At 64.5% G+C, this 23,210-nt stretch carries 20 protein-coding genes and 1 pseudogene; 10 read left to right on the top strand and 11 right to left on the bottom strand.

All coding sequences use genetic code 11. The features are described 5' to 3' along the window. Positions 1-117: 117 nt before the first annotated feature. The 3 genes from aspA to BMF89_RS11800 are packed head-to-tail and all read right to left on the bottom strand — an operon-like array spanning position 118 to position 3,421. The gene (gene aspA, locus BMF89_RS11790) at positions 118-1,542 is read right to left on the bottom strand and encodes an aspartate ammonia-lyase (RefSeq protein ID WP_078107297.1); all 1,425 of its coding nucleotides are present in this window, start codon (positions 1,540-1,542) and stop codon (positions 118-120) included. A gap of 35 nt (positions 1,543-1,577) precedes the next feature. After that, on the bottom strand, positions 1,578-2,594 hold the full coding sequence (locus tag BMF89_RS11795) for an asparaginase (protein WP_078107327.1): 1,017 nt from the start codon (positions 2,592-2,594) through the stop codon (positions 1,578-1,580). A gap of 20 nt (positions 2,595-2,614) precedes the next feature. Then, a complete protein-coding gene (locus BMF89_RS11800; protein ID WP_253190798.1) occupies positions 2,615-3,421 on the bottom strand; it encodes a FadR/GntR family transcriptional regulator in 807 nt (268 codons plus the stop codon). 58 nt (positions 3,422-3,479) lie between these two features. Between BMF89_RS11800 and BMF89_RS11805 the strand changes: the two genes are divergently transcribed. Beyond that, positions 3,480-4,097, top strand: a complete 618-nt coding sequence (locus BMF89_RS11805) for a hypothetical protein (protein WP_078107299.1) — start codon at positions 3,480-3,482, stop codon at positions 4,095-4,097. A 69-nt stretch (positions 4,098-4,166) separates the two neighbouring features. Here the strand turns inward: BMF89_RS11805 and BMF89_RS11810 are convergent, their stop codons facing one another. Further along, positions 4,167-4,673, bottom strand: a complete 507-nt coding sequence (locus tag BMF89_RS11810; protein WP_078107300.1) for a DUF1772 domain-containing protein — start codon at positions 4,671-4,673, stop codon at positions 4,167-4,169. A gap of 135 nt (positions 4,674-4,808) precedes the next feature. On the opposite strand from BMF89_RS11810, the gene BMF89_RS11815 reads away from it, so the two are divergent. Further along, positions 4,809-5,819: a glycosyltransferase family 4 protein gene (locus BMF89_RS11815; protein WP_253190799.1), complete on the top strand. Its 1,011-nt coding sequence runs from the start codon at positions 4,809-4,811 to the stop codon at positions 5,817-5,819. Positions 5,820-5,832: 13 nt separating this feature from the next. Here BMF89_RS11815 and BMF89_RS11820 read toward each other — a convergent pair whose 3' ends face one another. From BMF89_RS11820 to BMF89_RS11830, 3 genes are all read right to left on the bottom strand, one after another. Next, a complete protein-coding gene (locus tag BMF89_RS11820; RefSeq protein ID WP_078107301.1) occupies positions 5,833-6,450 on the bottom strand; it encodes a uracil-DNA glycosylase in 618 nt (205 codons plus the stop codon). A 157-nt stretch (positions 6,451-6,607) separates the two neighbouring features. Continuing rightward, the gene (locus BMF89_RS11825; protein ID WP_078107302.1) at positions 6,608-7,003 is read right to left on the bottom strand and encodes an RNA-binding S4 domain-containing protein; all 396 of its coding nucleotides are present in this window, start codon (positions 7,001-7,003) and stop codon (positions 6,608-6,610) included. 54 nt (positions 7,004-7,057) lie between these two features. After that, positions 7,058-8,092 (bottom strand): aldo/keto reductase, encoded by a 1,035-nt coding sequence (locus BMF89_RS11830; protein WP_078107303.1) that lies wholly within the window; start codon positions 8,090-8,092, stop codon positions 7,058-7,060. 245 nt (positions 8,093-8,337) lie between these two features. On the opposite strand from BMF89_RS11830, the gene BMF89_RS11835 reads away from it, so the two are divergent. Further along, a complete protein-coding gene (locus BMF89_RS11835; RefSeq protein WP_078107304.1) occupies positions 8,338-8,829 on the top strand; it encodes a flavin reductase family protein in 492 nt (163 codons plus the stop codon). Positions 8,830-8,920: 91 nt separating this feature from the next. Here the strand turns inward: BMF89_RS11835 and BMF89_RS11840 are convergent, their stop codons facing one another. After that, positions 8,921-9,658 (bottom strand): hypothetical protein, encoded by a 738-nt coding sequence (locus BMF89_RS11840; RefSeq protein WP_078107305.1) that lies wholly within the window; start codon positions 9,656-9,658, stop codon positions 8,921-8,923. Positions 9,659-9,849: 191 nt separating this feature from the next. On the opposite strand from BMF89_RS11840, the gene BMF89_RS11845 reads away from it, so the two are divergent. After that, entirely contained in the window at positions 9,850-10,254 is a 405-nt protein-coding gene (locus tag BMF89_RS11845; protein ID WP_078107306.1) for a YchJ family protein, read from the top strand. Here the strand turns inward: BMF89_RS11845 and BMF89_RS11850 are convergent. Both BMF89_RS11850 and BMF89_RS11855 read right to left on the bottom strand, forming a co-directional pair. Continuing rightward, positions 10,251-12,203: an acyl-CoA dehydrogenase family protein gene (locus tag BMF89_RS11850; protein WP_078107307.1), complete on the bottom strand. Its 1,953-nt coding sequence runs from the start codon at positions 12,201-12,203 to the stop codon at positions 10,251-10,253. The two genes, BMF89_RS11845 and BMF89_RS11850, sit on opposite strands and share 4 nt — an antisense overlap. Before the next feature lie 64 nt (positions 12,204-12,267). Further along, on the bottom strand, positions 12,268-12,570 hold the full coding sequence (locus tag BMF89_RS11855) for a hypothetical protein (protein ID WP_078107308.1): 303 nt from the start codon (positions 12,568-12,570) through the stop codon (positions 12,268-12,270). A 245-nt stretch (positions 12,571-12,815) separates the two neighbouring features. Here BMF89_RS11855 and BMF89_RS11860 point away from each other — a divergent pair, with 245 nt between their 5' ends. From BMF89_RS11860 to BMF89_RS11870, 3 genes and pseudogenes are all read left to right on the top strand, one after another. Continuing rightward, complete coding sequence (locus BMF89_RS11860; protein ID WP_078107309.1) at positions 12,816-14,273, top strand: DUF3375 family protein; 1,458 nt, start codon at positions 12,816-12,818, stop codon at positions 14,271-14,273. Between the two features lie 163 nt (positions 14,274-14,436). Next, positions 14,437-15,102, top strand: a pseudogene (locus BMF89_RS11865) (DUF4194 domain-containing protein); the annotation flags it as partial. A gap of 278 nt (positions 15,103-15,380) precedes the next feature. Then, the gene (locus BMF89_RS11870; RefSeq protein WP_078107311.1) at positions 15,381-18,860 is read left to right on the top strand and encodes an ATP-binding protein; all 3,480 of its coding nucleotides are present in this window, start codon (positions 15,381-15,383) and stop codon (positions 18,858-18,860) included. Positions 18,861-19,001: 141 nt separating this feature from the next. Here BMF89_RS11870 and BMF89_RS11875 read toward each other — a convergent pair whose 3' ends face one another. Further along, positions 19,002-19,496, bottom strand: a complete 495-nt coding sequence (locus BMF89_RS11875; protein ID WP_078107312.1) for an FBP domain-containing protein — start codon at positions 19,494-19,496, stop codon at positions 19,002-19,004. Positions 19,497-19,993: 497 nt separating this feature from the next. Here BMF89_RS11875 and BMF89_RS11880 point away from each other — a divergent pair, with 497 nt between their 5' ends. Genes BMF89_RS11880 through BMF89_RS11890 form a run of 3 tightly spaced genes read left to right on the top strand, consistent with a single transcriptional unit; the run spans position 19,994 to position 23,210 of the window. Next, positions 19,994-21,064: an ABC transporter substrate-binding protein gene (locus tag BMF89_RS11880; RefSeq protein ID WP_078107313.1), complete on the top strand. Its 1,071-nt coding sequence runs from the start codon at positions 19,994-19,996 to the stop codon at positions 21,062-21,064. Between the two features lie 14 nt (positions 21,065-21,078). Next, positions 21,079-22,176, top strand: a complete 1,098-nt coding sequence (locus tag BMF89_RS11885) for an iron ABC transporter permease (protein ID WP_078107314.1) — start codon at positions 21,079-21,081, stop codon at positions 22,174-22,176. Continuing rightward, positions 22,173-23,210, top strand: coding sequence for an iron chelate uptake ABC transporter family permease subunit (locus tag BMF89_RS11890; RefSeq protein ID WP_253190800.1), 1,038 nt, complete (start codon positions 22,173-22,175; stop codon positions 23,208-23,210). Before BMF89_RS11885 ends, BMF89_RS11890 begins: the two co-directional genes overlap by 4 nt.

Genomic DNA, 23,210 nt, shown 5'->3' on the forward strand with positions numbered 1-23,210 from the left:
CCTTAGGGGTGTCCTGTTGGGGGTCCGGATCGTGCCGTCCGGCCTGTTTCTTCGCGCGTTCAGGCCCGACAGCGGCTGGTGAGTGGCGCCGTCGTCGGACGCTCTCCGGGGCTCAGTCTAATTGCTGAGGTTGGCCAGGCGTTCGGGGCGGAGGAGCTCATCGAGCTGCTCCGAGGTCAGCAAGCCGTGTTCGAGAACGAGCTCGGCGACGCCCTTGCCACTTGCCAGCGCTTCTTGCGCAATGGCAGTGGCGGAGGCGTAGCCGATGTGCGGATTGAGTGCCGTGACGAGTCCGATCGACTGCTCTACCGTGAGGCGCAGGTGCTCGGTATTCGCGGTGATGCCCCGGATGCAGCGCGACGTGAGTGTGCGGCACGCGGCTTCCAGGTGGGAGATGCTCTTGTGGAGGCTGTGGACAATTATCGGTTCGAAGGCGTTCAGCTGGAGCTGTCCCGCTTCGGCTGCCATGGTGACCGTGACATCGTTGCCGATGACTTCATAGGCCACTTGGCTGACCACTTCCGGGATCACCGGATTGATCTTGCCTGGCATGATGGACGATCCCGACTGCACAGCCGGGAGGTTGATCTCGCCCAGTCCCGCACGCGGTCCGGAGGACAGCAAGCGGAGGTCGTTGCAAATCTTGGAAAGCTTGACGGCGACGCGCTTGAGCACGCCGGAGAGGTGGACGAACGCTCCCACGTCCTGGGTGGCCTCGATGAGGTCCACCGAGGTGACGAGCGGCAGGCCGGTGATCTCTGCCAGGTGCCGGCAGGCTGCGGCGGCGTACCCGACGGGGGCATTCAGGCCGGTTCCGATGGCGGTGGCGCCGAGGTTGATCTCGTGGATGAGCAGCTGGGACTCGGCCAGTCGAGCGCGGTCCTCGCCCACGGTCACCGCGTAGCCGCCGAATTCCTGGCCGAGGGTCATGGGGACGGCGTCCTGCAATTGGGTGCGGCCCATCTTGACCACCGTACGGAATTCCTGGCCTTTCTCCGCGAAGGCGACCTGGAGTTCCTGAAGAGCCTCAAGAAGTCCCTGGACCGAGAAAATGGTGGCCAGGTTGACGGCCGTGGGGTAGACGTCGTTGGTCGACTGGCTCAAGTTGACGTGGTCGTTCGGGTGCAGCCTGGCGTAGTCGCCCTTGGGGTGGCCGAGGATTTCAAGGGCGCGGTTGGCAATGACCTCGTTGGCGTTCATGTTGGAGCTGGTGCCGGCACCGCCTTGGATCACGTCCACCATGAACTGCTCGTGGAGCTTGCCGTCCAGGATGTCCTGGCATGCCTGCTCGATGGCGTCCGCCCGTTCGTCGTCCAGCAGGCCGAGCTCGCGGTTGGTGCGGGCCGCGGCGAGCTTGACAGCGGCGAGGCCCTTGACGAGGTTGGCGTTGCTGGCCAAGGGGTGGCCGGTGATGGGAAAGTTCTCGATGGCGCGCAGCGTGTGCACGCCCCAATAGGCATCGGCAGGGACGTCGCGGTCACCGAGCAGATCGTGTTCCGAGCGGAAACCTGGAATTGTCGTGGAGTGCACGGCAGATGTCATTGCTGTCCTTTGGTCTTTGCGCTTGTTTGGCTGCGTCAGTTGGATGCGAGGAAGTTTGCTGCACGGAGTACGCCGACAGGGTGGCCGCCGCCCAACACAGGCGGACTGGCGAGCGTTGCGAGCTGGCCGCCGTCGAGCCCTAGTTCCTCAAGGACGCGGACGGTGACGGGCATGCGGGCGCGATCGCCGCCGTCGGAAATCTTGATGGCGACGCCGGTGCCGTTCCGCAGGCCGATGAGCTGGAGTCCCTCGAAGCCGTCCTTGGCGAGCAACCCGGGAACCGTACGCATGATCGCCGTGACGTCGCGGCCCTCACCGGCCACCATCTCGGGGAAGGCGCGCATGGCACGGGCTACCTGGCCTTCTGCGACCGCGCTGTCCGCAGCCGCCATACGGCCATAGGCCCTGGCCATCCCGCGCAGGCTGTGGGCAAAGAGCGGAGTGCCGCAACCGTCTGTGCTGATGGCCGCTGCGTCTTCTCCCGTGAGTTCGGTGATTGTGTCCTTCACGAGCACCTGGAGGGGATGCTCGGGATTCAGGTAGCCCTGGACAGGCCAGCCGTTGATCACGCACGTCGCGGCCATGGAAGCGTGCTTGCCGGAACAGTTCTGTGCGAGCTGGGTGGGCTTGCCGCCCGCGCGGAGCCATTCCTCGCGCTCGGCGGTGCCGTACGGGAGGTCGGTGCTGTTTTCCAGGGCGTTTTTGTCCAGGCCGTGCATTTCGAGGATGCGTGCGGCACCGTCGAGGTGCATCGCGGCGCCGGAGTGGCTGGCTGCGGTGAGGGCGAGGAGGTTCCCGGGAAGCTTGAGTCCAGCGCGGACCATGGCGACCGCTTGCAGCGGCTTGAGCGAAGACCGCGGGTAGAACGCGGCTTCGGGCTCGCCCGCTTCGAGGAGCGTTTGGCCGTCCGGCCCGACGGCGATCAGGGAGCCGTAGTGGATGCTCTCCACCAGGCCGTCTCGGGTCTGCTCCGCCAAGGGAACATGGCGTGGGGTGGTTGCCGCAGGGGTGGATGCGGGCATGGCGGTGTGCGTTGCATGCGGGGTGGGCATGACTTCCTTCAGTTGGTGGATCATTTGCTGAGGATGGTGTCCAACGCAACGCTGACGGCGCTGAGATGGTCGGCCATGGCGGCTTCGGCGGCGGGAGCGTCGCCGGATTCGATGGCTTCGACGATGCGGAGGTGTTCATCGTCTGAAACATGCTGGCGGTCGGCCACCATGTTCAAGGTTTCGGATTGATGGGCCAGGGCTTCGCGGATGTCTGCGACAACGCTTTCGAAAACCTTGTTGCCGCTTGCACGGGCGATGGCAGAATGGAAACTGGCGTCGAGGCTGACCCAGGTCTCAGGGTCGGTCTCGGCGGCCATTGAACCGACGATTTCCTTGAGGTGTTCGAGTTCTTCCTGGCTGCGGCGTTTCGCCGCCAGGCCGGCTGCCGGGACTTCGATATGCGGGCGTGCCTCGTTGAGGTCGCTTGCCGAGTATTGACCGAGCGTGAGGTCATTGGCTACCCGGTCCGCGACGACAAATGTACCCTTGCCGGTCTTGGTGACCGTCAGTCCGAGCGCAGTGCAGGAGCGGAGTGCCTCACGGATCACCGAGCGGCTTACCCCATAGTGTGCTGCCAGAGTGGCTTCGGAGCTGAGTTTGGCCCCCACTTCCACGGTTCCGTCTTCAATGTCATGGCGGATGGCGCTGAACACGGCTTCCGCAGCACTGAAGCGGGCGAGGGGCCGGGGGCTTGATAGCCTGGCCGCTTGGGCCAGCCGGGGGACGGCGCCGCTTGTGGCGGTGCGCTGGCCAGCCGCAGCTTCCTGGCTGACGGCTGGCTGTCCAGTGGCGGCCTGTCCGGCTGTCCGGCTGTCTGACAGGTTCACTCTACGAATATGGCACGGGTCACAGGGCGGTGTCAATGTTGGGAGCATAATTACTCCCATGGCCAACCATCGGCGCGGGGGATGGGATTCAACGACGCAGGTAACACCGCCCATCACGGTGGAGGTGCCGGTGGTCGGTATCGGGGCGGGGCCTTCGGACTATGAAGAGTTGGCGCGCTACGTGTTTGCCCTGCGCAGGCCGCGGGGATTGCACATGACGCTGTTGCACTTGGGTGCCCTGGATGACTTCTGCCGGGACGTGGCCGGTTGGACCAAAGGCAACACCGGCACAGAGTCAGCCTTGCTCAAGACTGTTGCGTGGCTCGAGGCTCTGCCGGTGCTGGACGGCTTTTCCGGGGCCGCCGGCAGGCTCATTGTCCTCGGCAGCGGCGGAGTGTGCGGGCTGGAAATAGAGGTGCCCGCCTCGGTGCGTGACTTTCAGGTCTCCCTCGTGCACGCCCTTCACGGGCTACTGGATGAACTGCTTGTCGACAATATCGACGACTTCATCCTCAGCTCCCCTGCCCTTGGGTTCCGTTCGCCTCGCTGGGTACCCCATGTGGCAGTGGGCAAGCCATTGCACAGGGGCCGCGGGCCTTGGGAGATTGGCCGGGTGGGAATTGAGTTCGGCGAATCCCGGATCAGGAACCGCCAAACCTTCCCTCAATTGCCATAGCGGTACCTGCAAGCGGCGATTAGCACCTCGATGCCATCGTCAGTTTCGACGAACGTGTATCCGGAATTCCTATCCGTTGCTTCTGAGCCGGATCGTCCGGGCATGGTGGATGGCGGCCAGGGCAACCGCGCTGGCCGTGAGCCTGAGGGCGTGGACCCTGTACCAGCGCTTCAACAGGGGCCTGCGGCGCGTCTCTTCGAGCGGATAGGGGCTGAAGAAAAGCTTGGGGTTGACGGACCGAAGCAGGTACGCCGTAGCTACGGCTCCCGTGGCGGAGCTGGCCGCACCCACCATCAGCCAAGCCTTGTTGTCGGAATGCTTCCACCCGGCGACGAGGGCAGCGACGGCGGCAGGGGCACTGAGGGGCGCGATCGGCGCGTAGTAGCGCCCGGGGCTCCCCGCGCCAAACGGGGTTCGAGGGAGATCGCTGCTCGGTGCCGAGGCCGCGACCCGGTCCGGGATTTTGACGACGGCCTCATAGAGGTTGCCGAAGAACCAGTGTGCGTGCGTGAATTCCGCGACGCCCAAGAGCCAATCAGCGAGCACATCCCGGCGGTCTGAAGAAGTCTGTCCCATGCCCACAATCTACCGCCGATGCTCGGTGCCGGACATGTGGTTCGCCTTCCACGTCAGCCGCCCGGCCTATATGGTCAGCACCATGGTCCGAGCACAGAGAGGCCAAACGACCTGAGCGATGGAGGGGAGCAGCCCTTGGTCAAGATCCGCATGATTTTGCCCGCGAATGTCCGACATCGTTCCGGGGGAAACATCTACAACGCGAGGCTGGCTGAAGCCCTCCGCGCCCAGGGCGCAGAGGTCTCGATCTGCACGCTCGACGGCGGCTGGCCTTCGGGAACTGCCGGAGACCGAAGCCGCTTTGCAGCCGCCCTTGCCGGAGAGGGACAGGCCATCTACATTGTCGACGGACTGATTGCCTCGGGAGCTCCCACGGAAATCGAGACCGCAATCACTGCCGGGCGTCGTGTCTGGGTGTTGCTCCACGTGCCCCCGTCCGCGGATGACCCACTTGAGACGAGAGCGCTACGCGCCGCGACGGGTCTTCTCTGCACTGGCTCGCGTACCGCCGAAGCGGCCAGAAGCCTTGGGTTGGGCGACGTGCACCTGGCGACCCCGGGGGTAGATCGCCCAACACGCCCAGGTCCGCGAGGCGCTGCGGCGGCACACTTCATCATGGTGGGCGCACTGCTTCCCAATAAGGACCAGATTTTCTTCGTCGACGCTCTGGCCCGGATCAAGGACCTGGCGTGGACAGCGGCGCTTGTTGGCTCCACCAAAGCAGAACCCTCGTACGCCGCAGCCGTGCAGGAGCGCATCCTTCGGAATGGACTGGAAAAACGGGTGAAAACAACAGGCGAGCTCTCCGGCCCGGCTCTGGAAGACCAGTGGAACCGGGCTGACCTTAGTCTGTTGATCTCACACTCGGAGTCCTTCGGCATGGTGGTCCAAGAGTCCCTGGCCCACGGCATACCGGTAGTGGTCCGAAAAGGAACCGGCGCCGTCGAAGCGCTCGGTACCCACGGTGCCGGTGAAGCAATTGATCTCAGCGCAGGAATCGGATCGTTGGAGAAGTTCCTGCGGAGATGGCTCAGCGACGCTGCACTACGCGAGGGCTGGCAGTCAGCAGCCGAGGCAGCGAGCAGTGTGCTGCCGCGATGGGAAGACACGGCACGGGAAGTCCTCCGCGCCGTCGTGGCGTCCTAAAGGCTTCCCCGCCCTACAGGTGCTGAATGCCCGCCCTTTGCATCGCGTCCCTGTAGGTTTCGATGTTCTTGGCCAGGAGTTCCTGCTGCTTCGCCTCGGACAGGGCAAAAGCCCGGCCACCGAGCGCGCTGGCCTTGTAGACCTTGATCCCATGCTGCCGGAGCGGCGAGTGGTAGGTCTTCTCGAAGAGTGCCAGGAAAGCGGCGGCCTCCGCGCCGTGCGCGACGACAGCGGAAACCCTCTTGTTGATCTTGAGGAACTGGCGGAACGGGCGGAGACCGTCGGTCTTCTCTTGTGCGCTCAGTGCCGGGGGCAGTTCGGGGTCGCGGACCCATGGGTAGCAGTTCCACGGCATGACATAACGGACGTCCAAGTCGGCTGAGTCATAGATCAGCTGCGCACGTCGGGCGGCGTCGTCGTCATTGAGGTGCGATACGAAACCCGAGGTGGGGGCCCGCCCCGGGCTGGTCTGGAGGGTGACGATCCGGCACTCATCTTCGTCATGCACCGGATCGATGTAAGGCACGGAAGAACCAGGCCTTTTGGCCATCAGTTCGTCGCACAGCTGCGTTACGGCAGCAATGTTGGGCTCCTGTAGCAAGGCCCTTTTTTCGTCCCAGTCAATAGTCACGTTCTCTCCTTCGGCAGCGCGGCGTCCAGAATCGGCGTCCCTTGCCACTTTACGCCGTCGCTTTACGCGTCGCTCACGCTCCTGCTGAGCCGAGGGACAAAACTGCCCGACGCCGGTCGGCGCGGCGAGCTTCCCGCCCCGCCATTAGTGCGGGTTGCTACTGTCCCTTGAGCTTTTGCATGTCGCGCCGGTCCTTCTTCGTGGGCCGTCCTGCGCCGCGATCGCGCTGAGGCAGCCCGAGTGCCGGCGCGGCGGGGCGCTCGGGGGTGTGGTCGGTGAAGCAATGGGACGCTGCTTCGGCGCCAACCCTTTTCGCAATGAGCCCGCGGACCTCAAGGATGCGCTCGAAGCCGGGCTGCCGTACACGGATGGTGTCGCCGATAATCACAGACTGGGACGCTTTGACCGGGTTCCCGTTGATTCGCACGTGCCCCGCCCTGCACGCGGTTGTGGCTGCGGAGCGTGTCTTGTAAGCACGGATGGCCCAAAGCCAGGCGTCAATGCGCACATTGCCGCTTTTTGATGTTTGGGCGGAGGTCGGAAGGCTAGTCATGATTGCGAACGAGTATAGTCGGCGCGCGGCCTGAACTATTGTCCGAGCGGCCGATTACCGGCGTCGAAGTTCCGCGTATTCAAGGTGCGGGACGACCGTACCCGCGTCGCGTTCCAGGAAGTTGGTACCGGGCGCGACGATATCGTCAATGGCATCCAGGACCGCTTCGTTCAGGACAATATCCGCGGCCTTGAGGTAATCGACCAGATGGTCCTCCGTGCGCGGACCGATGACCACGCTGCTGACGGCCGGATGATTCAATGCGAAACCGACAGCAAGCTGGATGAGGGTCAGTCCATGCCGTTCGGCGACGCGCCCCAAGGCATCGGCTGCGAGGAGTTTGTTCCTGTTGAACGGCGCCGAGACGTCGAAGCGCCCGGGAACGGCCGACGCGCGGGAGCTTTCGGGCTGGGGAACTCCCACGCGGTAGTTCCCGGAGAGCCAGCCGCCGTCGAGCGGTCCATAGCTGAGCACGCCAAGGTTGTACTGCTGCGTGATTGCGAAGACGTCGCGCTCATTCGCGCGGACCAGCAAGGAATAGGGCACCTGGTCCACCACGGGCGGTATGAGGTGGTTCGTTGTGGCGATCCACTGGGCCTCCACAAGCTGCGACGGCGTGAACACCGACGTTCCGTAGTAGAGGATCTTGCCCTGCCGGATGAGGTCGTTGAGGGCCGTGATGGTTTCCAGGACGTCGGTGTTGTAGTCCGGACGATGCGCTTGGTAAAGGTCGATCCGGTCTGTCTGCAAACGGTTCAGGCTGCCCTCCACTGCTTTCATGATCCAGCGCCGGGAATTCCCCGCGTGCGCGGGATTCGGCCCCATTTGCCCGTGGAACTTCGTGGAAAGGAAAACGTCATCACGCCTGCCATGAAGGGCCCGGCCAACAATAGCCTCTGCCTCGCCTTGGGAATAGATGTCGGCGGTGTCGACGCTGGTGATGCCGCCGTCGAGCGCCGCATGGATGATGCGGATGCTTTCTTCGGCGCCCGTGGGCGCCGAACCCGTCCCGAGGTTGAGGGTTCCCAGGGTAAGGGGGCTGATCAGGGCGCCTGTGCGTCCCAGGGTTCGAAGCTCGTTGAGGCTCATCTCCGGCTTCCTCCGTGAAAAATCAAGGCTGTGCAATGGATTGACACGACGCTACACATGTCGTGGCCGGCGCACTCGGAAAACGTACAAATTCTTCGCTTTTCGTATTGCGGGGTAATGAAGACAGCGCATGACGAATTAAGAATTGACTTCAATCGACACGTGAATACACAAATATTGCCGTTATCGGCATCGAGTGAATTAGTAGAAAGGCAGGCACGAAACTACAGAGGAAGGAACCCGCCATGACCCAGGCGACGGTGGATGGAGCCGCTTCGATCAAGCAGGCATTCGCGCAATTTCCCTCAGGCGTGGCGGCCTTCAGTGCCCTGGTCGGCTTTGCGCCCGAGGTCTTGGTGGCATCGAGCTTCACCGTGGGAGTCTCGCTGGAACCACCCCTGGTCATGTTTGCGGTGCAGAACTCCTCCACGACGTGGCCCAAGCTCCGGCGCGCCCCTCGACTGGGTGTTTCCATCCTTGCCCAGGGCCAGGAAGCCGTGTGCCTGCAGCTCTCCTCGCGGACCCAGGACCGGTTCTCGGGCCTCACGACGTCAACGAGCGACGCCGGTGCGGTGTCGATCGACGGCGCGGCGCTGGTGCTTGAATGCGAAGTGGTCTCGGAAACCCCTGCGGGCGACCACGCGATCGTCGTCCTCGAAGTGAAGTCCGTGGAGATCAATCACGACGCCGAGCCCCTCATCTACCACGGTGCAGGGTTCAGGCAATTGGCCGCCTGAGCTTGGGTCCGGCCCCAACTAGCTCGCATTTGTTGTCGTTTTCGCGCGTCAAAACGACACCTAATGCGAGTCAGTTGGGCGCTGCGGGAGGCTAAGCCCTCGGGCGCGCCCCAGCTGAGGCCGTCACGCGGCCGGACGACACAGGCTTGCCACCGTGGGGCTCTCCCCGGTGTTCGCGCACCGGCGCGGACGTCTCGGACGACTCCGCGGCGTTCCCTCCGGCGGGTTCGCCGGAGGCTGGCGGTTCGGTGTCAGAAGCTCCCGCTTCCTGCGCCCGTTCAGCTTCGCGGGCGGCGGCCCTGGCGTCAGCCTCGGCGACGGCGGCGGCCCATTCGCTGTTCATGGCCAGAGGATCCTGCTTCACCGCAACCACAAACGGATGTTCTTTGGCCTGGGTTGTGGCTGCGGCCGTGATTCCGGCCTTGACCTGGGCGGGCTTAGGCCACGTCCGCGGGTTGACAAGCGACTTCCAGGGGACGTTCCGGACAGCAGACCACAGCAACCTGACGGTCGCAATGATTCCAGGACGCGATTTCCGGGGGACCAAAGGCCCCGCGTCCAGTAAGTCTTCCGCCGTCGCCGATTCCTCGGAATCCGCCAGCGGGGAGGGGGTGCGCCGGGGCCTCGGGGGCAGGTGTACCACCGGTTCGGCATGGCGTTTCGGGAAGACCCCCACCATGGCGAGCAGGATGATCCAAACCAGCTTCGCGACGCCGGCCAGCACCAAGGTGACCACGATCAGCAGGCCCAAACCAATGGACATCAGCAAAGCCACCCCGAGCGTTCCGAAAAAAGTCAGATTGAGGCCAAGTGTTGTTGGATCCTCCACGTAGCCTCCTCAAGCCAGAGTTGTGGGGTGGTCGCCGCAACCGAAGGTCTGCGGGCATGTCTTCTAGCCTAAGGGCGAAATCTTAAGGAATCATCCGCCAAACTCCGGCTCGCCGAGGTTGTTTCGAAGCTGTTATCTGCTGTGACAAAATTTGTTACCTAGCTCTCATGTTCTCTTCCAGATAGGGTTCAATGCCAGTCGATCCGGCCCGCCTCCGCCTAGGCGCTTGCCCTTGTTTGTCGGGGGAGCAGTACACCGAATGCTGTGGACGCTTCCACCGCGGAGACGCCGATGCGCCAACGGCGGAACAGCTCATGCGTTCGCGCTACTCGGCCTTTGTGGTTCTCGATAGCGATTACCTTCTGCGCACTTGGCACCCTGACACGAGGCCCGTCGCGCTGGACCTGGACCCGGATATTGAATGGCGCCGGCTGGACATCTTGGCGACGCGCCGGGGCGGCCCCCTGGACGCCGACGGGACCGTCGAGTTCGCGGCGCACTACAGGTCCGACGGCGAACGCGGAGTCCAGCGCGAAAACAGCCGCTTTAAGCGGATCGAGCGCCGTTGGTACTATCTCGACGGCGACGTCGGCTAGCGGTACTTCCGGTGCAGGCTCTCCTTCGGCGAGGCGCCCGGGGTGGCGTCGGCGATCCATGGGCCCGTTCCTTCTGATTGGTCAAGGATTCCGGCCTCAAGCCAGGCGTAGTCGCCCGCGAGCACGTTCGAGGACAACTCGTGATCGACGTCGTCGGTGTTCCGCCACAACTGATCGAAGTATCCATCCACGCGAATCCGGGCCTGCTCGCAGTAGGCCTCTGCAAGTTCGTACGCCGCCGCGCCTCGCTCGGGTGCGGTCTGAAGCAGCATCTCGGCCCTTGAGCAGCACGCTGCCATGGCAAACAACTCAGCTCCGATATCCACGATCCTGCCGAGGAACGCTTGTTTGTATTCGAGCCTCGCCTGCCAGCGGCCCATCCCGTAGAACGTCTGCCTGGCGAGCCTCCGCGAAGCCCGCTCCACATACCTCAGTTGCTTCGCGAGACGCCCGAACTCACCGTAGGACCGGGGATCCAGGCCCGCCCCGGCCACAAGCTTGGGGAGCCATTTGGCGTAGAAACCCGAGGCGCCGACGGCGGCACGCGCCTTTTCCTGAAGCGTCGCGTCCGCGGAAGCGAGCTCGCCCGCGGCCGAAAGGTGGGCGTCGACGGCTTCGCGGGCAATGAGGAGCCGCATGATCTCGGACGAGCCTTCGAAGATCCGGTTGATGCGCATGTCCCTCAGCAATTGCTCGGCGGCCACGGCACGCTCCCCACGGGCTTCCAAGGAGTCCGCCGTCTCAAAGCCGCGGCCACCACGGATCTGCACCAACTCATCGGCCACCGTGTAGCTCAGCTCAGTGGACCAAAGCTTGGCCAGCGCGGCCTCGATCCGCACATCCTTCTGGCCGGCATCGGCCATCTCGGCGGAAAGTTCAAAAACGGCTTCCAAGGCAAAGGTGGTGGCGGCGATGAACGCGATCTTCTTGCCGACGGCTTCGTGCTTTCCGACCGGACGGCCCCATTGGGTGCGGGCGTTGGACCATTCGCGGGCGATCTTCAACGACCACTTGCCCGCCGCCACGCAGAGGCCGGGGATGGAGAGGCGGCCAGTGTTGAGGGTAGTGAGCGCGATCTTGAGTCCCTGGCCTTCGCGGCCCAGACGGTTGGCTGCCGGCACACGGACTTGGTGGAAGCGGGTCACGCCGTTCTCGATGCCGCGCAGGCCCATGAAGGCGTTGCGGTTCTCCACCGTGATGCCGGGGGAGTCCATTTCCACGACGAACGCCGTGATGCCGCCCTTGAGCACCGTGCCATCGGGAGCAGTGCGGGAAGGAACAACCGCCATGACCACTACCAGTTCGGCGATCACGCCGTTGGTGGTCCAAAGTTTGACGCCGTCCAAAACGTAAGACTCGCCGTCGTCGCTTGGCACTGCGGTGCAGCCCATCCGGGCGGGGTCGCTGCCGACGTCGGGCTCTGTCAGCAGGAAGGCCGTGACGGCGCCGGCGGCGCACCGCGGCAAGTATTCCTGCTTTTGTTCGGGCGTGCCGAAGACTTTGACCGGCTCCGGGACGCCGATGGACTGGTGGGCCGACAGCAGAGCGCCAAGGCTGGGATGGACTGATCCCAACAGCGCCAATGCCCGGCCGTAATAGACAAGCGACAGGCCCAGGCCACCGTACTCGCGCGGAATTTTCATGCCGAAAACGCCTAATGCGGTGAGGCCTGCGAGGTAATCGTCCGGGATCCTGGCATCGCGTTCGATCACGCGGCCGGACATCGTGCCGGAGAACTCCGTCAGCTTCGCCATGAACTCTTCGCCGCGCTCGACGTCCTCGGCTTTTGCCTGGGGCCATGGATGGATCAGTCCCAGATCGAAGTCGCCCAGATACAGCCCCTTGGCGAAACTCGGACGGTTCCATTCGGTATCGCGGGCGGCCTCTGCGACTGCGCGGGCTTCTGCGGCCGTGACGCCGTTGCTCTTGTTGTCAGTGGCGGAGGTCATGGGAGGACTCCTCTTGCCGGTTGTGCCGGTTCGAGCCCAGGATCCGCCTCGGGTGGTGGACCCTTCAGCTGTCCCTCAATGCTACTCGCGGGTAGGTACCTGTGCTAGGGGCGGTTTGCGTTGGGAAATCGACCGGAAGTTCAACCTTTCCGGCCTGGTGGACAAGCTGGTCCCACGCAAAATTGATGCCGTGGACCAGGCCACCCAGCACATTCTTCACGGTGTACCAGGCGAGGCTTCCGGCTCCGACCAACGCGAGCGTGGCCATGGCGGCTACCGCGATGAAGGCTGCCAGAACCAGGCCAAGGATTAGTGTTCCCACGAAGACGTAAGTGCTGGTGTCTAAGGTCGTCAAGTCGAACTGCATTGGGTCCCCTCCGCAACGCTGCCAAAGTCGACGTCGGTGTGTCGGCGTCGTTGGTGTAGACACTAGGGTCGGCATCGGCGGTTCAGCCAGCAACGACACCGGCGTCGCGCCGGTTGATACGCGATCGAAACCCTACCGGGAGGTAGATCACGGAAGGGTTGCGGCGCACCCTGCGTTAACCTTGTACGGGGCAGTTTTCGGGATTTCCGCTGCCAAAAGGTTCCGCGGCAGCTGAAGGAGAGTAAGTGTCCCGCTCAGCAATGTCCTCCTCCGATGCCATCAGCGCACGGCTCAGAGACCTCGAACTCCTGACCAAAGGTCCCGCGTGGGCCCTCACCCGCTCGGCGCCCTGGGTCATCGCGGTGCTCCAGGCATCCTTCACCCGAACGAGGCCGCAGCTTCCGCTCGAGGAGTTCCACGCCGACGTCGACGCTTTCCTGGATCAGCTCCGCAGGCAGGATCCGGGGCTGGGTGGGCAGGGGAGTGGCAAGGCTTTTGCCGACGAATGGACCCGCAAGCAGTTCCTGACCCGTCGCAGCCAGTCCGGCCAGATCGTCTACGAAGTCACCGAGGCCGCCGCGCGCGTCCTGGCATTCCTGGACAGCCTGTCCAGCGAACGGTCCACCCTCAACGGTTCCCGCCTCGGGACGCTCTTGGGCGACGTCGAAAAGCTCGCCAACGAGACGAACCCGGACCAAAGCGCCCGGTTGGAATCCCTCGAAGAGGAGATCCAGGAGCGCCAGCAACTGATCGAAGACATCAGTTCCGGCGACTTCGACGGTCTTTTGGACGATGAGGAAGCCGTGGAAGCCGCCGGGAACATCCTGGACCTTGCGGCGAGCCTGCCTGCCGACTACAAGAAGATGCGCGACCGGATCGAAGAGCTGGTGGGCGAGCTCCGCAACCAGATCATCGAGGAGTCCCTCAGCAAGGGTGCCACCATGGCGCAGGTCCTGGAGGCGGATAAGCGCTTGCGGCAGAGTCCCGAAGGCCGCACGTTCCGCTCCTTCACGGCATTCCTTGAGGACCCGCAGCAACAGTTGCGCTTCCGGTCGGCGATCGGCGACGTGTTGAGCCGACAATTCGCGGATGACCTCAGCCATGAGGACCGCGAAACCCTCAAGAACCTCGTGGCGGAACTGCGTACCCAGCACAGCCAGATCCAGCGCATCTACGGCCGGCTGTCCGAAAGCCTCAACAACTACATCCAGAGCGACGACATCCGCCAGTCCGTCCGGCTCCGGCAGGTCCTGCGCGAAGCCGAACAGGCCATCCGTTCCATGCCCTACGAGCGCGACCGTCCCGGACTGGTCCGCGGCCCGGTGTTGTTCAATGCGGGATTCGAATCGCTCGCCATGGTCAAGCTCTTCGATCCGGATGAGTTCGCTGCGCCGCCGAAGCTCGCCGACCCGATCGCCTTCAGCGATTCGGACCGGGTCCGTTCGCTGCGTTCCGCGAAGGCAAGGCCCGCCGTCGTCCGCTCTGCCATGGCGGGTGCCTCCACACTGGCCGGGGCCTGGGCGAACCTCCCGGAGGAAGAACGGCACATCAACACCGTCCGGGCACTCCTGTCCGAAGCGCTGCACGGTGGTGCGGCGTTCGACCGGGGCGCCTGGGAAAACATCGACTTCGAACAAATCGATGGCAGCACACGCACCGCGTACCTGCCGCTCGTGACGCTGACTAAGGATTCCGATGACTGACGCCCACCCCACCGAGCATGCCCCCTCTTCGAAGCAAGGAGTGGACATAAGGCAGCATGTCCGCTCCGAGACTTCCCAGGATGGACATGCGCCTTCCTTGACTGGGGCGGAAGACGGGCATGCTCGTCGGGATGTGCCCACCGATGGACATGTCCACCCGGACCCGTTCCGGGTCACGCCCCGCGACACGTTCGTCGACGGCGCTGCGCTGTTCCCGGGCGACACCGGCGTGCTGCCCATGAAGGTCCGGCAGGCCCTCGTGCGGCTACTCAAGGGCCCCTATGTCGACGGCGGTCGCGACGAAAAGCTCTGGACAACCCTGCTGGACAACCAAGTGATCCTCCGCAGCAGGCTTTCCGAGCTTTTCCTGAACCTGCAACTGGACCACGAGCGCAAGATCGCGGTGCTCCGACCCGTCGATCCCGAAGCCATCGGAGGAAGCACCCGTTCGAGCGTCCTGCGCCAACAGCGCGCGTTGAGCCGGGTGGAAACCATCGTGCTTCTGCGCTTGAGGCTCCTCCTCGACCGCCACGTCACGGCCCAGACGGACCCTGTGATCACCCGCGAAGAAATCGCCGAACTCGTGGCGCACTACCAGCCATCCGGCCAACAAGACGCCCTCCGCGACACCGACGTCGTGAACCGCACGGTCACGAAGCTCCTGGCCCGCCAACTCCTCCTGCCCACGGGCATCGAAGATACCTTCGCGATCTCCAGGGCCCTCCCGCTAGCCCTCCCCTTCGAAAACATCGGCGACATCCCGGCCCAAATCGAAGCGCTGATCGCAGTAGCCGCCGACGAATCAGGTACGGAACCCCTGATCGAACTACCAGACGCGGACGACGACGGCGACACAAACTCGAACGGCGACGCAGAGTCCGACGTCGAGGACGGCGAGGATCCGGTGACCGACCGTAGCGGCGACGACGGGGACATGCGGCAGCATGCGTCTAAGCAGAGCCCACGCGGGCAGGGTTCCCTGGCCGAGCCTGCGAGGCCAGGGGGGCCGTGGGGAGGAACGAGCGAGCACGCAGAGCATGTGTCCGGTGGCGTCGCGACAGGTGACCACAGCTCCAATGGGGTTTCGTTCGACAAGGAGGCGGCCAAATGACCATTGCGACGATGCTTCCGATCGGCGAACTCACGAACCCGGGCCAAATGCGCCTCGCCTTGGTCCAGGTGGTCAACTGGGGCACGTTCCATGGCGCCCACACGATGCACGTGGACCGCAACGGCACCCTACTCACGGGCAATTCGGGCGTCGGCAAGTCGACGCTGTTCGATGCCATGCTGCGTGTCTTCGATGCCCGTCCGCGCTCCAACGAGGCTGCTGCACAGCGGGCCGGCGGGGCTGTGGAGGACAAGAGGACCACGTTCACGTACATGCGTGGAAAAGTGGGCGACAAGGCCGTGGGCGAGGGTTCGGCGAGTGCCTTCCAGCGACCGGGTGCCACGTGGTCCGCCGTCGCGCTGACGTTCGACAACGCGGCCGGAACCAAGACCACCATCTCGGCCCTTTTTGACCTGCCCAAGAACGGCACGGAGTCCAGCGTCGGCCGGTTCTATTTGATCGACAACAAGCCCCTGGATCTCGGCGCGATTGAGGGAATCGCGGAGAAGCGCTTCACGAAGGGCGCGTTGGAGTCCATCTTCCCGGATGCCCAGATCTTCGATGTGCACAAGGCCTTTGCCGAGCGTTTCCGCCGGCTTCTCGGGATCAACTCCGACCAGGCGCTTCCGCTTTTGCGGGTGATCCAGGCCGGCAAGGGGCTGGGGGGCAGCGTCAACACGTTCTTCCGCGACCAGGTGCTCGACGCGCCGGCGACGCTGACGGCTGCGGACGACGTCGTCGAGGAATTCAGCAACCTCATGTCCATCAGGCAGCGGCTGGAGGACGTTCGCCAGCAGCGCGACCAGCTCGCCCCCGTGCCCGGGATGAACAAGGAGTATGCCCAGTCATTGCTCGAGGCCAACCGGCTCCGGGAGCTCAGCGGCGAAGAATTCGACGCGTACAAGCAGCAGCTCTCGGTCACGGTCCATGCCAAGACTTTGGCCCGTTTCAAGGAGCTTGCCCAGGCGAAAGCCAAGGAGCTCAGCACTGAACGAGGCGTCCGGGACGCGCTCGCCAAGGACCTCCGCCAGCTCGAATCGGATTACAACAACCAGGGCGGTAACGCGATTTCGGCGATCGAGCAGTCGCTCGAAAATGCCCGGGTCGGCCTCAAGCTCCGCCAGCAGGTGGAGGAAGCGGCACGCCAAGCACTGGCCGACGCCGGACTCAACCTCGAGTGGACGGCTGAGGGTTGGGAGCAGGCCCACGAGCAGGCCGCGAGCCGCTCCGCCGAACTCAGGGACGATTCGGAGGCGCTGCGGGAACTCCGCTTCGAAGCCTTCGACGGCCACGCCACCAAGAAACGTGAGCTCGCCGCAGCCCAGCAGGAACTCGTCTCGCTGAAGACGCGCAAGTCCCTGCTGCCGCCGTCGAGCATCGAAAACCGTGCCGCGATCGCGGCAGCCACCGGCGTTCCCGAGGACCGCATGCCGTTTGGAGGCGAGCTGATCGACCTCGCCGAGGGCGAGGAACAGTGGCGGCCCGCGGCCGAGCGCGCCCTGCGGAACCTCGCCACGACGCTGCTGGTTCCGGGCGAGCACTTTGCAGCCGTCACGCGCTATCTCAACGACAACTCCATCCGCGGCGCGCTGCGGGCAGTGGACGTCTCCAAACCGCTCGCGGGCGGCGCTTTGGCTGTGGAGGACGTGTCCGACGGCGAGCTGCTGACGAAGCTGAACATCCTCACCTTGGGGGCGAACGCCGACGCCGGTGAATGGATCCGTGAGCGGATCGCCCTCGACTTCGCCTACCCCTGCGTCGAAGACCCGGACGAGCTCGCGAAGCTGGACAAAGGCTTGAGCCTGGGCGGAGTGGTCAAGCGCAACAGGCACACCGTCGAGAAGGACGACCGCTTCACGAGCCGGCAGGACTACGTTCTCGGCTTCGACAACGCTTCCAAGCTGGAGCTCGTGGCCGCGAAGGTCGGCGAGCTCGAAAACGAGCTTCTGAAAGCCGCGGAACTTGCCCAAAGCCGCGAAGATTCCCACCAGGGCATGACGCGCCAGCTCGAAGCCTTGCGCCGCATCGCCGACGATGAGCGTCGCTGGGAACAGGTCTCCGCAGCGGTGGCCGCGGAGGAGCTCGCGAGGATCGAACAGCGGCTCAAGGACGCCTTGGCCGCGCAGGCCGACTTGGAACCCCTGCGGGCAAACATCGAGGCCGTGCGCGAAAAGCACCAGTCCTCCACAGGGTCGGCGGCGGTGTTGCAGAGCGAATACAAGACGCTCGACCAGCAGATGACCACGGCTGACGCCCTCCTTGATGCCGCACGCAACCGCCTGGACCAGGCGCCGCCGTCGGGCGCTACCGCTGCTGCCCTCGAACCGTACTTCAGCGCATTCGGCGAGGTGGGCGAGCTCCACGAACTCGACACCCTGGCTGCCGAAGTCCGGAGCAAGCTCCTGGCCGAACTGCACGCCACCGAGTCGCGCGGGCAGGCGCTGGCCGAGCGGCTGACGCGCATGTTCGAAGGATTCGTGCGCGAATGGGGCACCGCGATTTCCGCGGACCATGGCACCTCGATTGGCGCCGCGGGGGAGTTCGAGTCCCGCTACCACCAGATCGTCAGCGAAGGATTGCCCGCCCAGGAAGCCGAATTCAGGCAATTCTTCAACCAGCGCACGCACGAATCCTTCAGCACGCTGCTCCACCTGCTCGACGAGGAACGCCGCGCCATCACCAGCCGCATCCTGCCCCTCAACGGCATCCTATCGGAGGTCAATTTCCACGAGGGGAGCTTCCTGGAACTCGACATCAAGCAGACGCTGCCCGCCACCGCAAAGCAGTTCAAGGACGCGATCCACAACGCGTTGAAGACGCGTCACTCGAGGCCGTCCCGCGCGGCGGGCGCAGCTTCGGGTGCCGGCGCTTCGGGTGCCGGCGTCCCGCCTGAAGCGGACGACGACGTCGAACTCACCAACCGCTACAAGTCGCTCGAGACGCTGGTCAAACGGCTCGGTTCGCAGACCCCCGAGGACCGGCGTTGGCGAGCCGAAGTGCTGGATGTCCGCGGGCATCTCTTCATCCAGTGCAAGGAACACCGCTCCGTCCAAGGCCCGCGGGGTGGCAAGAAGACCGAGGTGTACATGCACGCGGACACCGGCTCGATGTCCGGTGGCGAGCGGCAGAGATTCACGGCGTTCATCATGGCCGCGGCCCTGAGCTACCAGTTGGGCATCGCCGAGCAGGGTTTCACGACCTACGGAACGGTGATGATGGATGAGGCGTTCGTCCTGGCCTCTGAGGAGTTCGCCGGTGCGGGCATCAAGGCCCTGCACGAGTTCGGTTTCCAGTTGCTGCTGGCCGCGCCCGAGAACGTCATCGACCTTTCCCGGCACCTAGGATCGGTCACCGAAATCCTGCGCGACAAACGAACCAACCGCTCCGGCGTGCTCACTGCTCCCGTTATCGGCGCCCCCGGCGTGCCCGGCGAATGGCGTTCCGAGGCCAACCCCGTGGACATCGTGCTCCGCTAGCCCGGACGCTCGCTCACGTATGTCGCGCTTCCGGCCGACGCTCGCTCACGTATGTCGCGCTTCCGGCCGACGCTAGCTCACCTATGTGGGGTTTCGGACGGACGCTCGCTCACCTGAGGTGAGCGAGCGTCCGCGGGGCGCCTATTTTCCTTGGACCCGCCCCAGGAACTGGGCGGTCCGGGACTGCAGTCCGGCGATTTGGCGAACAACGACGGCGGCCGGGTCCGGATTGATCTCATTCGCCGGGGGCTCCTTGCGGACGTTGGTGCAGCAACCGAATTCCGCGCAGATCAATGTCCCCACCGTGTTGCCGTCGCGACCCGATTGGCCCGCGCGCTTGGCAACCCAAAGGTAAACATCGTCCTTGGAAAAAACGTCGCGGCACAGTTCGCAAAGGACCGAACGCTTCTTGCCGGAGCCTCCCTCGGGCGCGCGGAGCATGATGCCAGTGAGGGAACCTTCGTTCGGAAGGACGAGATAGCCGCGCATCGGCATTTTCTCGTCGCGCCAGCCAAGGAATTCGAGGTTGTCCCAGTCTAGGGAATCGAAGTCCTTCGGGAGGTTGAGTTTGGCGGCCTCCGAGCGGCTCGCATTGATGAATGAGGAACGGATTTGCTGGGCGGTGATTTTCTGCACGGCGAAGTTCTTTCAGATCGTTTTGGGCTCCAAAGAGGAAGGACGCTGGCGTCTGGCGATCCGAGGGCGCGGCGAAGAAAGCCTTCGCGTGAATCTAGTGCGGGGGCGGTGGGTTTAGTTTCCCTTGCCGCCGAGCGGGATGGCCGACGCAGGGGGAGACGCCAAGTAGGCCGACACGGCCACCTCGCAAACCACGGCAGCGCCAACGTGTGCAGTGCGCATGCTCATCCTCTCGATCTTTACCGCGTCTACGGCCCCGGCGCAATTCATTGAATCAACCGGCTCTGTCATCTTTGCAAAGGTCGTCCTTGGTGTCCAAAAATCCCCGGGGTTTTGGTGCCTATAGGTGAGCGGGCGTTGGGGTTTTGGTGCCCATAGGTGAGCGGGCGTTGGGAGGCCCGGCAGTACAAAAGTAATTACGTGATTCAAACGTTTCGTAATTACCCAAAGGGTAGGCTAGCCTTACTTAGGTTTGCATCACTTACCTAAGGAGTCCCGTGGCTTCCCGCCCCTCACGCCGTGCCCTGCTGAAGACCGCAGGTTCAGCGACGGCAGCCTTTGCCGCCGTCGCACTGTCCCTCACCGCTTGCTCAACGGGCTCAACCACCGCCGGTTCAGCCACCATGCCGGCCCCAAGCAGCCAGTTCCCGGTCACCATCAAGAACGTCTTCGGCGACACCACCATCAAGTCGCAACCGCAGCGCGTGGTGACCGTCTCGTGGGTCAACGACGACGTCGCCTTGGCTCTCGGCGTCGTACCGGTCGGGGTGCCCAAGGTCGCCTGGGGCAACAACGACAAGGGCTCCACTCCCTGGAAAGACATCGCGCTGGAGAAGTTGGGTGCCGGCTTCGGCACCGCGAAGGCCCCGGTCCAGTTCTCCGAGGCAGACGGCATCAACTTCACTGAGGTCGCCAAGCTGGCCCCGGACGTCATCCTTGCCGCCTACTCGGGCTTGACAGAAGCCGATTACAAGAAGCTCTCGGAAATTGCCCCCGTCGTGGCGCAGCCCGAACTCGCGTACGGCACGCCGTGGCAGGAAGCCACCACGATCATCGGCAAGGCCTTGGGCAAGAACCCGGAGGCGGCCAAGCTCGTCTCGGACACCGAGGCCACCATCAAGGCCAAGGTCTCCGCGTTCCCGCAGCTCGCCGGCAAGTCCTTCATCTACGGCAACCTGGAGCCTGCGAAGGGCGACGGCGTCAACGTCTACACAGCCAACGACAACCGTCCGCGTTTCCTGTCCGAAATCGGCATGAAGCTCGCCCCTGTGGTGGAGAACGCCAGCAAGGGTTCCAAGGAGTTCTTCGTTCCGTGGTCCGCGGAAAAGGCCAACGAGCTTTCCTCGGACGTCTTCGTGACCTGGGTGCCGGATTCCAAGACCACGGACCAGATCAAGCAGGACCCCCTGCTCGGCCAGATTCCGGCGATCAAGAAGGGCGCCTTGGTTGCCGGCTCCGACAACACCCTCACCCTGGCAATTTCCGCATCCTCGCCGCTGAGCCTCCCGTGGGCATTGGACATGTTCCTGCCGCAGCTGGCCAAGGGCGCTGACGCGGCAGCCAAGTAAGCGAATCACCCGACATGACACAGAGTACGACGACGGCGGGCCCGCCTTCCGCGGACGGCGCCGCGCGCGAACTGGCAGCTCCTGCCCCTCACAGCGACTCCAAAGGGCAACACCTGCCAGTCCGCGCGAAGGCCGCCTGGCTGGTGGCCGCCGTCGTCGTCCTTGCGCTGGTGTGTGCGGCCTCGCTCGCGATCGGCGCGCGGGGCATGTCCCTCGAAACCGTGTGGCAAGCACTCACCCAGTTCAACCCCGCGGACGGCAACCATGCCGTGGTCCACACCCGGATTCCACGCACTGTGCTCGGTTTGCTGGCGGGGGCTGCCCTTGGCCTTGCCGGCGCCGCGATGCAGGGAGTTTCCCGCAACCCCCTGGCGGACCCAGGAATCATGGGCGTCAATGCCGGGGCGGCACTGGCCGTGGTCGCCGGAATCTACCTCTTCGGTATTTCGGGGGCGAGCGGCTACATCTGGTTCGCTTTCGTCGGCGCCGCCGCGGCCGCCGTCGTCGTCTATCTGATTGCGTCCATGGGTCGTGACGGTGCGACGCCGGTGAAGCTCGCTTTGGCGGGGGCGGCGCTGAGTGCGGGGCTTTACTCGTTGATGAACGTGATCCTGGTTTCGAGCCAGGACACGTTGGACCGGTTCCGTTTCTGGCAGGTCGGTGGAATTGCCGGCAGCGACTGGTCCATCGTGTTGACCGGGTTGCCGTTCCTGCTGCTTGGGGCCGTGATCGTGCTCGGCAGTGGCCGGACACTCAACAGTCTTGCCCTTGGTGACGACGTTGCGCGGGGCCTCGGCCAGAACGTGGCCCTGGCCAGGGGCGTGGCCGCGCTCGGCATCGTTCTGCTCTGCGGATCAGCCACGGCGATGGCCGGTCCCATTGGATTCGTCGGACTCGTGGTTCCGCACGCAGTGCGCTTCTTCACGGGCCCGGACTACCGCTGGATCCTGCCGTTCTCGATGGTTCTCGCCCCGGCCCTCCTCCTGGTTTCGGACGTGATCGGCCGGGTGGTGCTCCTGCCCGGCGAAGTTCCGGCGGGCATCATGACGGCCATCGTCGGTGCTCCCGTCTTCGTCTGGCTCGTCCGCCGAGGCAAGGGAGTGTCGCTGTGAGCCCCCGCAACAGGACCGCACTCCTGGGCGCCGGCGTCGTTGTCCTCTTTGCGGTGACCGTGCTCCTTGGCAGCTACACGGTTACCGTCCCCGATTTCTTCAGGATCCTGGCGGCCCATCTGACCGGCGGCGAGAAGATCCCGGGCGCAAGCTTCATCGTCATGGAAAACAAACTGCCCCGGGCCGTGCTGGGAATCCTGATCGGCGTGGCATTCGGCCTTTCGGGCGGGCTGTTCCAGACCATGCTCCGCAACCCGCTCGCAAGCCCCGACGTCATCGGCATCAGTTACGGTGCGAGTGCCGCGGCTGTCCTGGCCATTGTCGTGTTCGGCGCGTCCGGTGCCGCCGTGTCCGGTGCGGCGCTGGCTGGTGCAATCGGCGTCGCGCTCGTCATCTATGCCATGTCGCGAGGCGGCGGGGGTTCAGGTGGCGGATCGGGCGGCCGGGGCGGGAACCCGGCAGGCAACCGGCTTATCCTCGCCGGCGTCGGGATCGCCGCCGCGTTGGGGGCAGTGGTGAACTTCCTCATGACCCGGGCGGATATCCGGACAGCATCCGAGGCCCTCATTTGGCTCAACGGTTCCTTGAACTCAGCCGATTGGGAACGCGTGGGCGTACTCATCGCCTCGCTCGCAGTGCTTGTTCCCGCGCTGGCTTTTCTTGCCGGTCCGTTGCGCATGCTCGAGCTCGGGGACGACGCCGCGGCCGGACTGGGGATCCAGGTGCAGGCCGTGCGTTTCGGACTGGTGATCACCGCCGTCGCGCTCGCAGCAGTGGCGACGGCGGCTGCCGGGCCGGTTGCCTTCGTCGCGTTCCTTGCCGGACCGATCGCCCGGCGGATTGTCGGGCGCCCCAGCCTGCCGGCGTCGGCGTTCACGGGCGCCGGCATTGTCCTCGCCGCCGATTACGTCGCGTACAACGTTGCGCCCCTGATATTGAGCGGCACCGTTCTCCCGGTCGGAGTCATTACGGGCGCCCTCGGCGCTCCATTCCTGTTGTGGCTCCTGGTCACGTCCAATCGAAAGGAAGCCTGA

The organism is Arthrobacter sp. SRS-W-1-2016 (assembly GCF_002009585.1).
GTDB lineage: Bacteria > Actinomycetota > Actinomycetes > Actinomycetales > Micrococcaceae > Arthrobacter > Arthrobacter bambusae_A.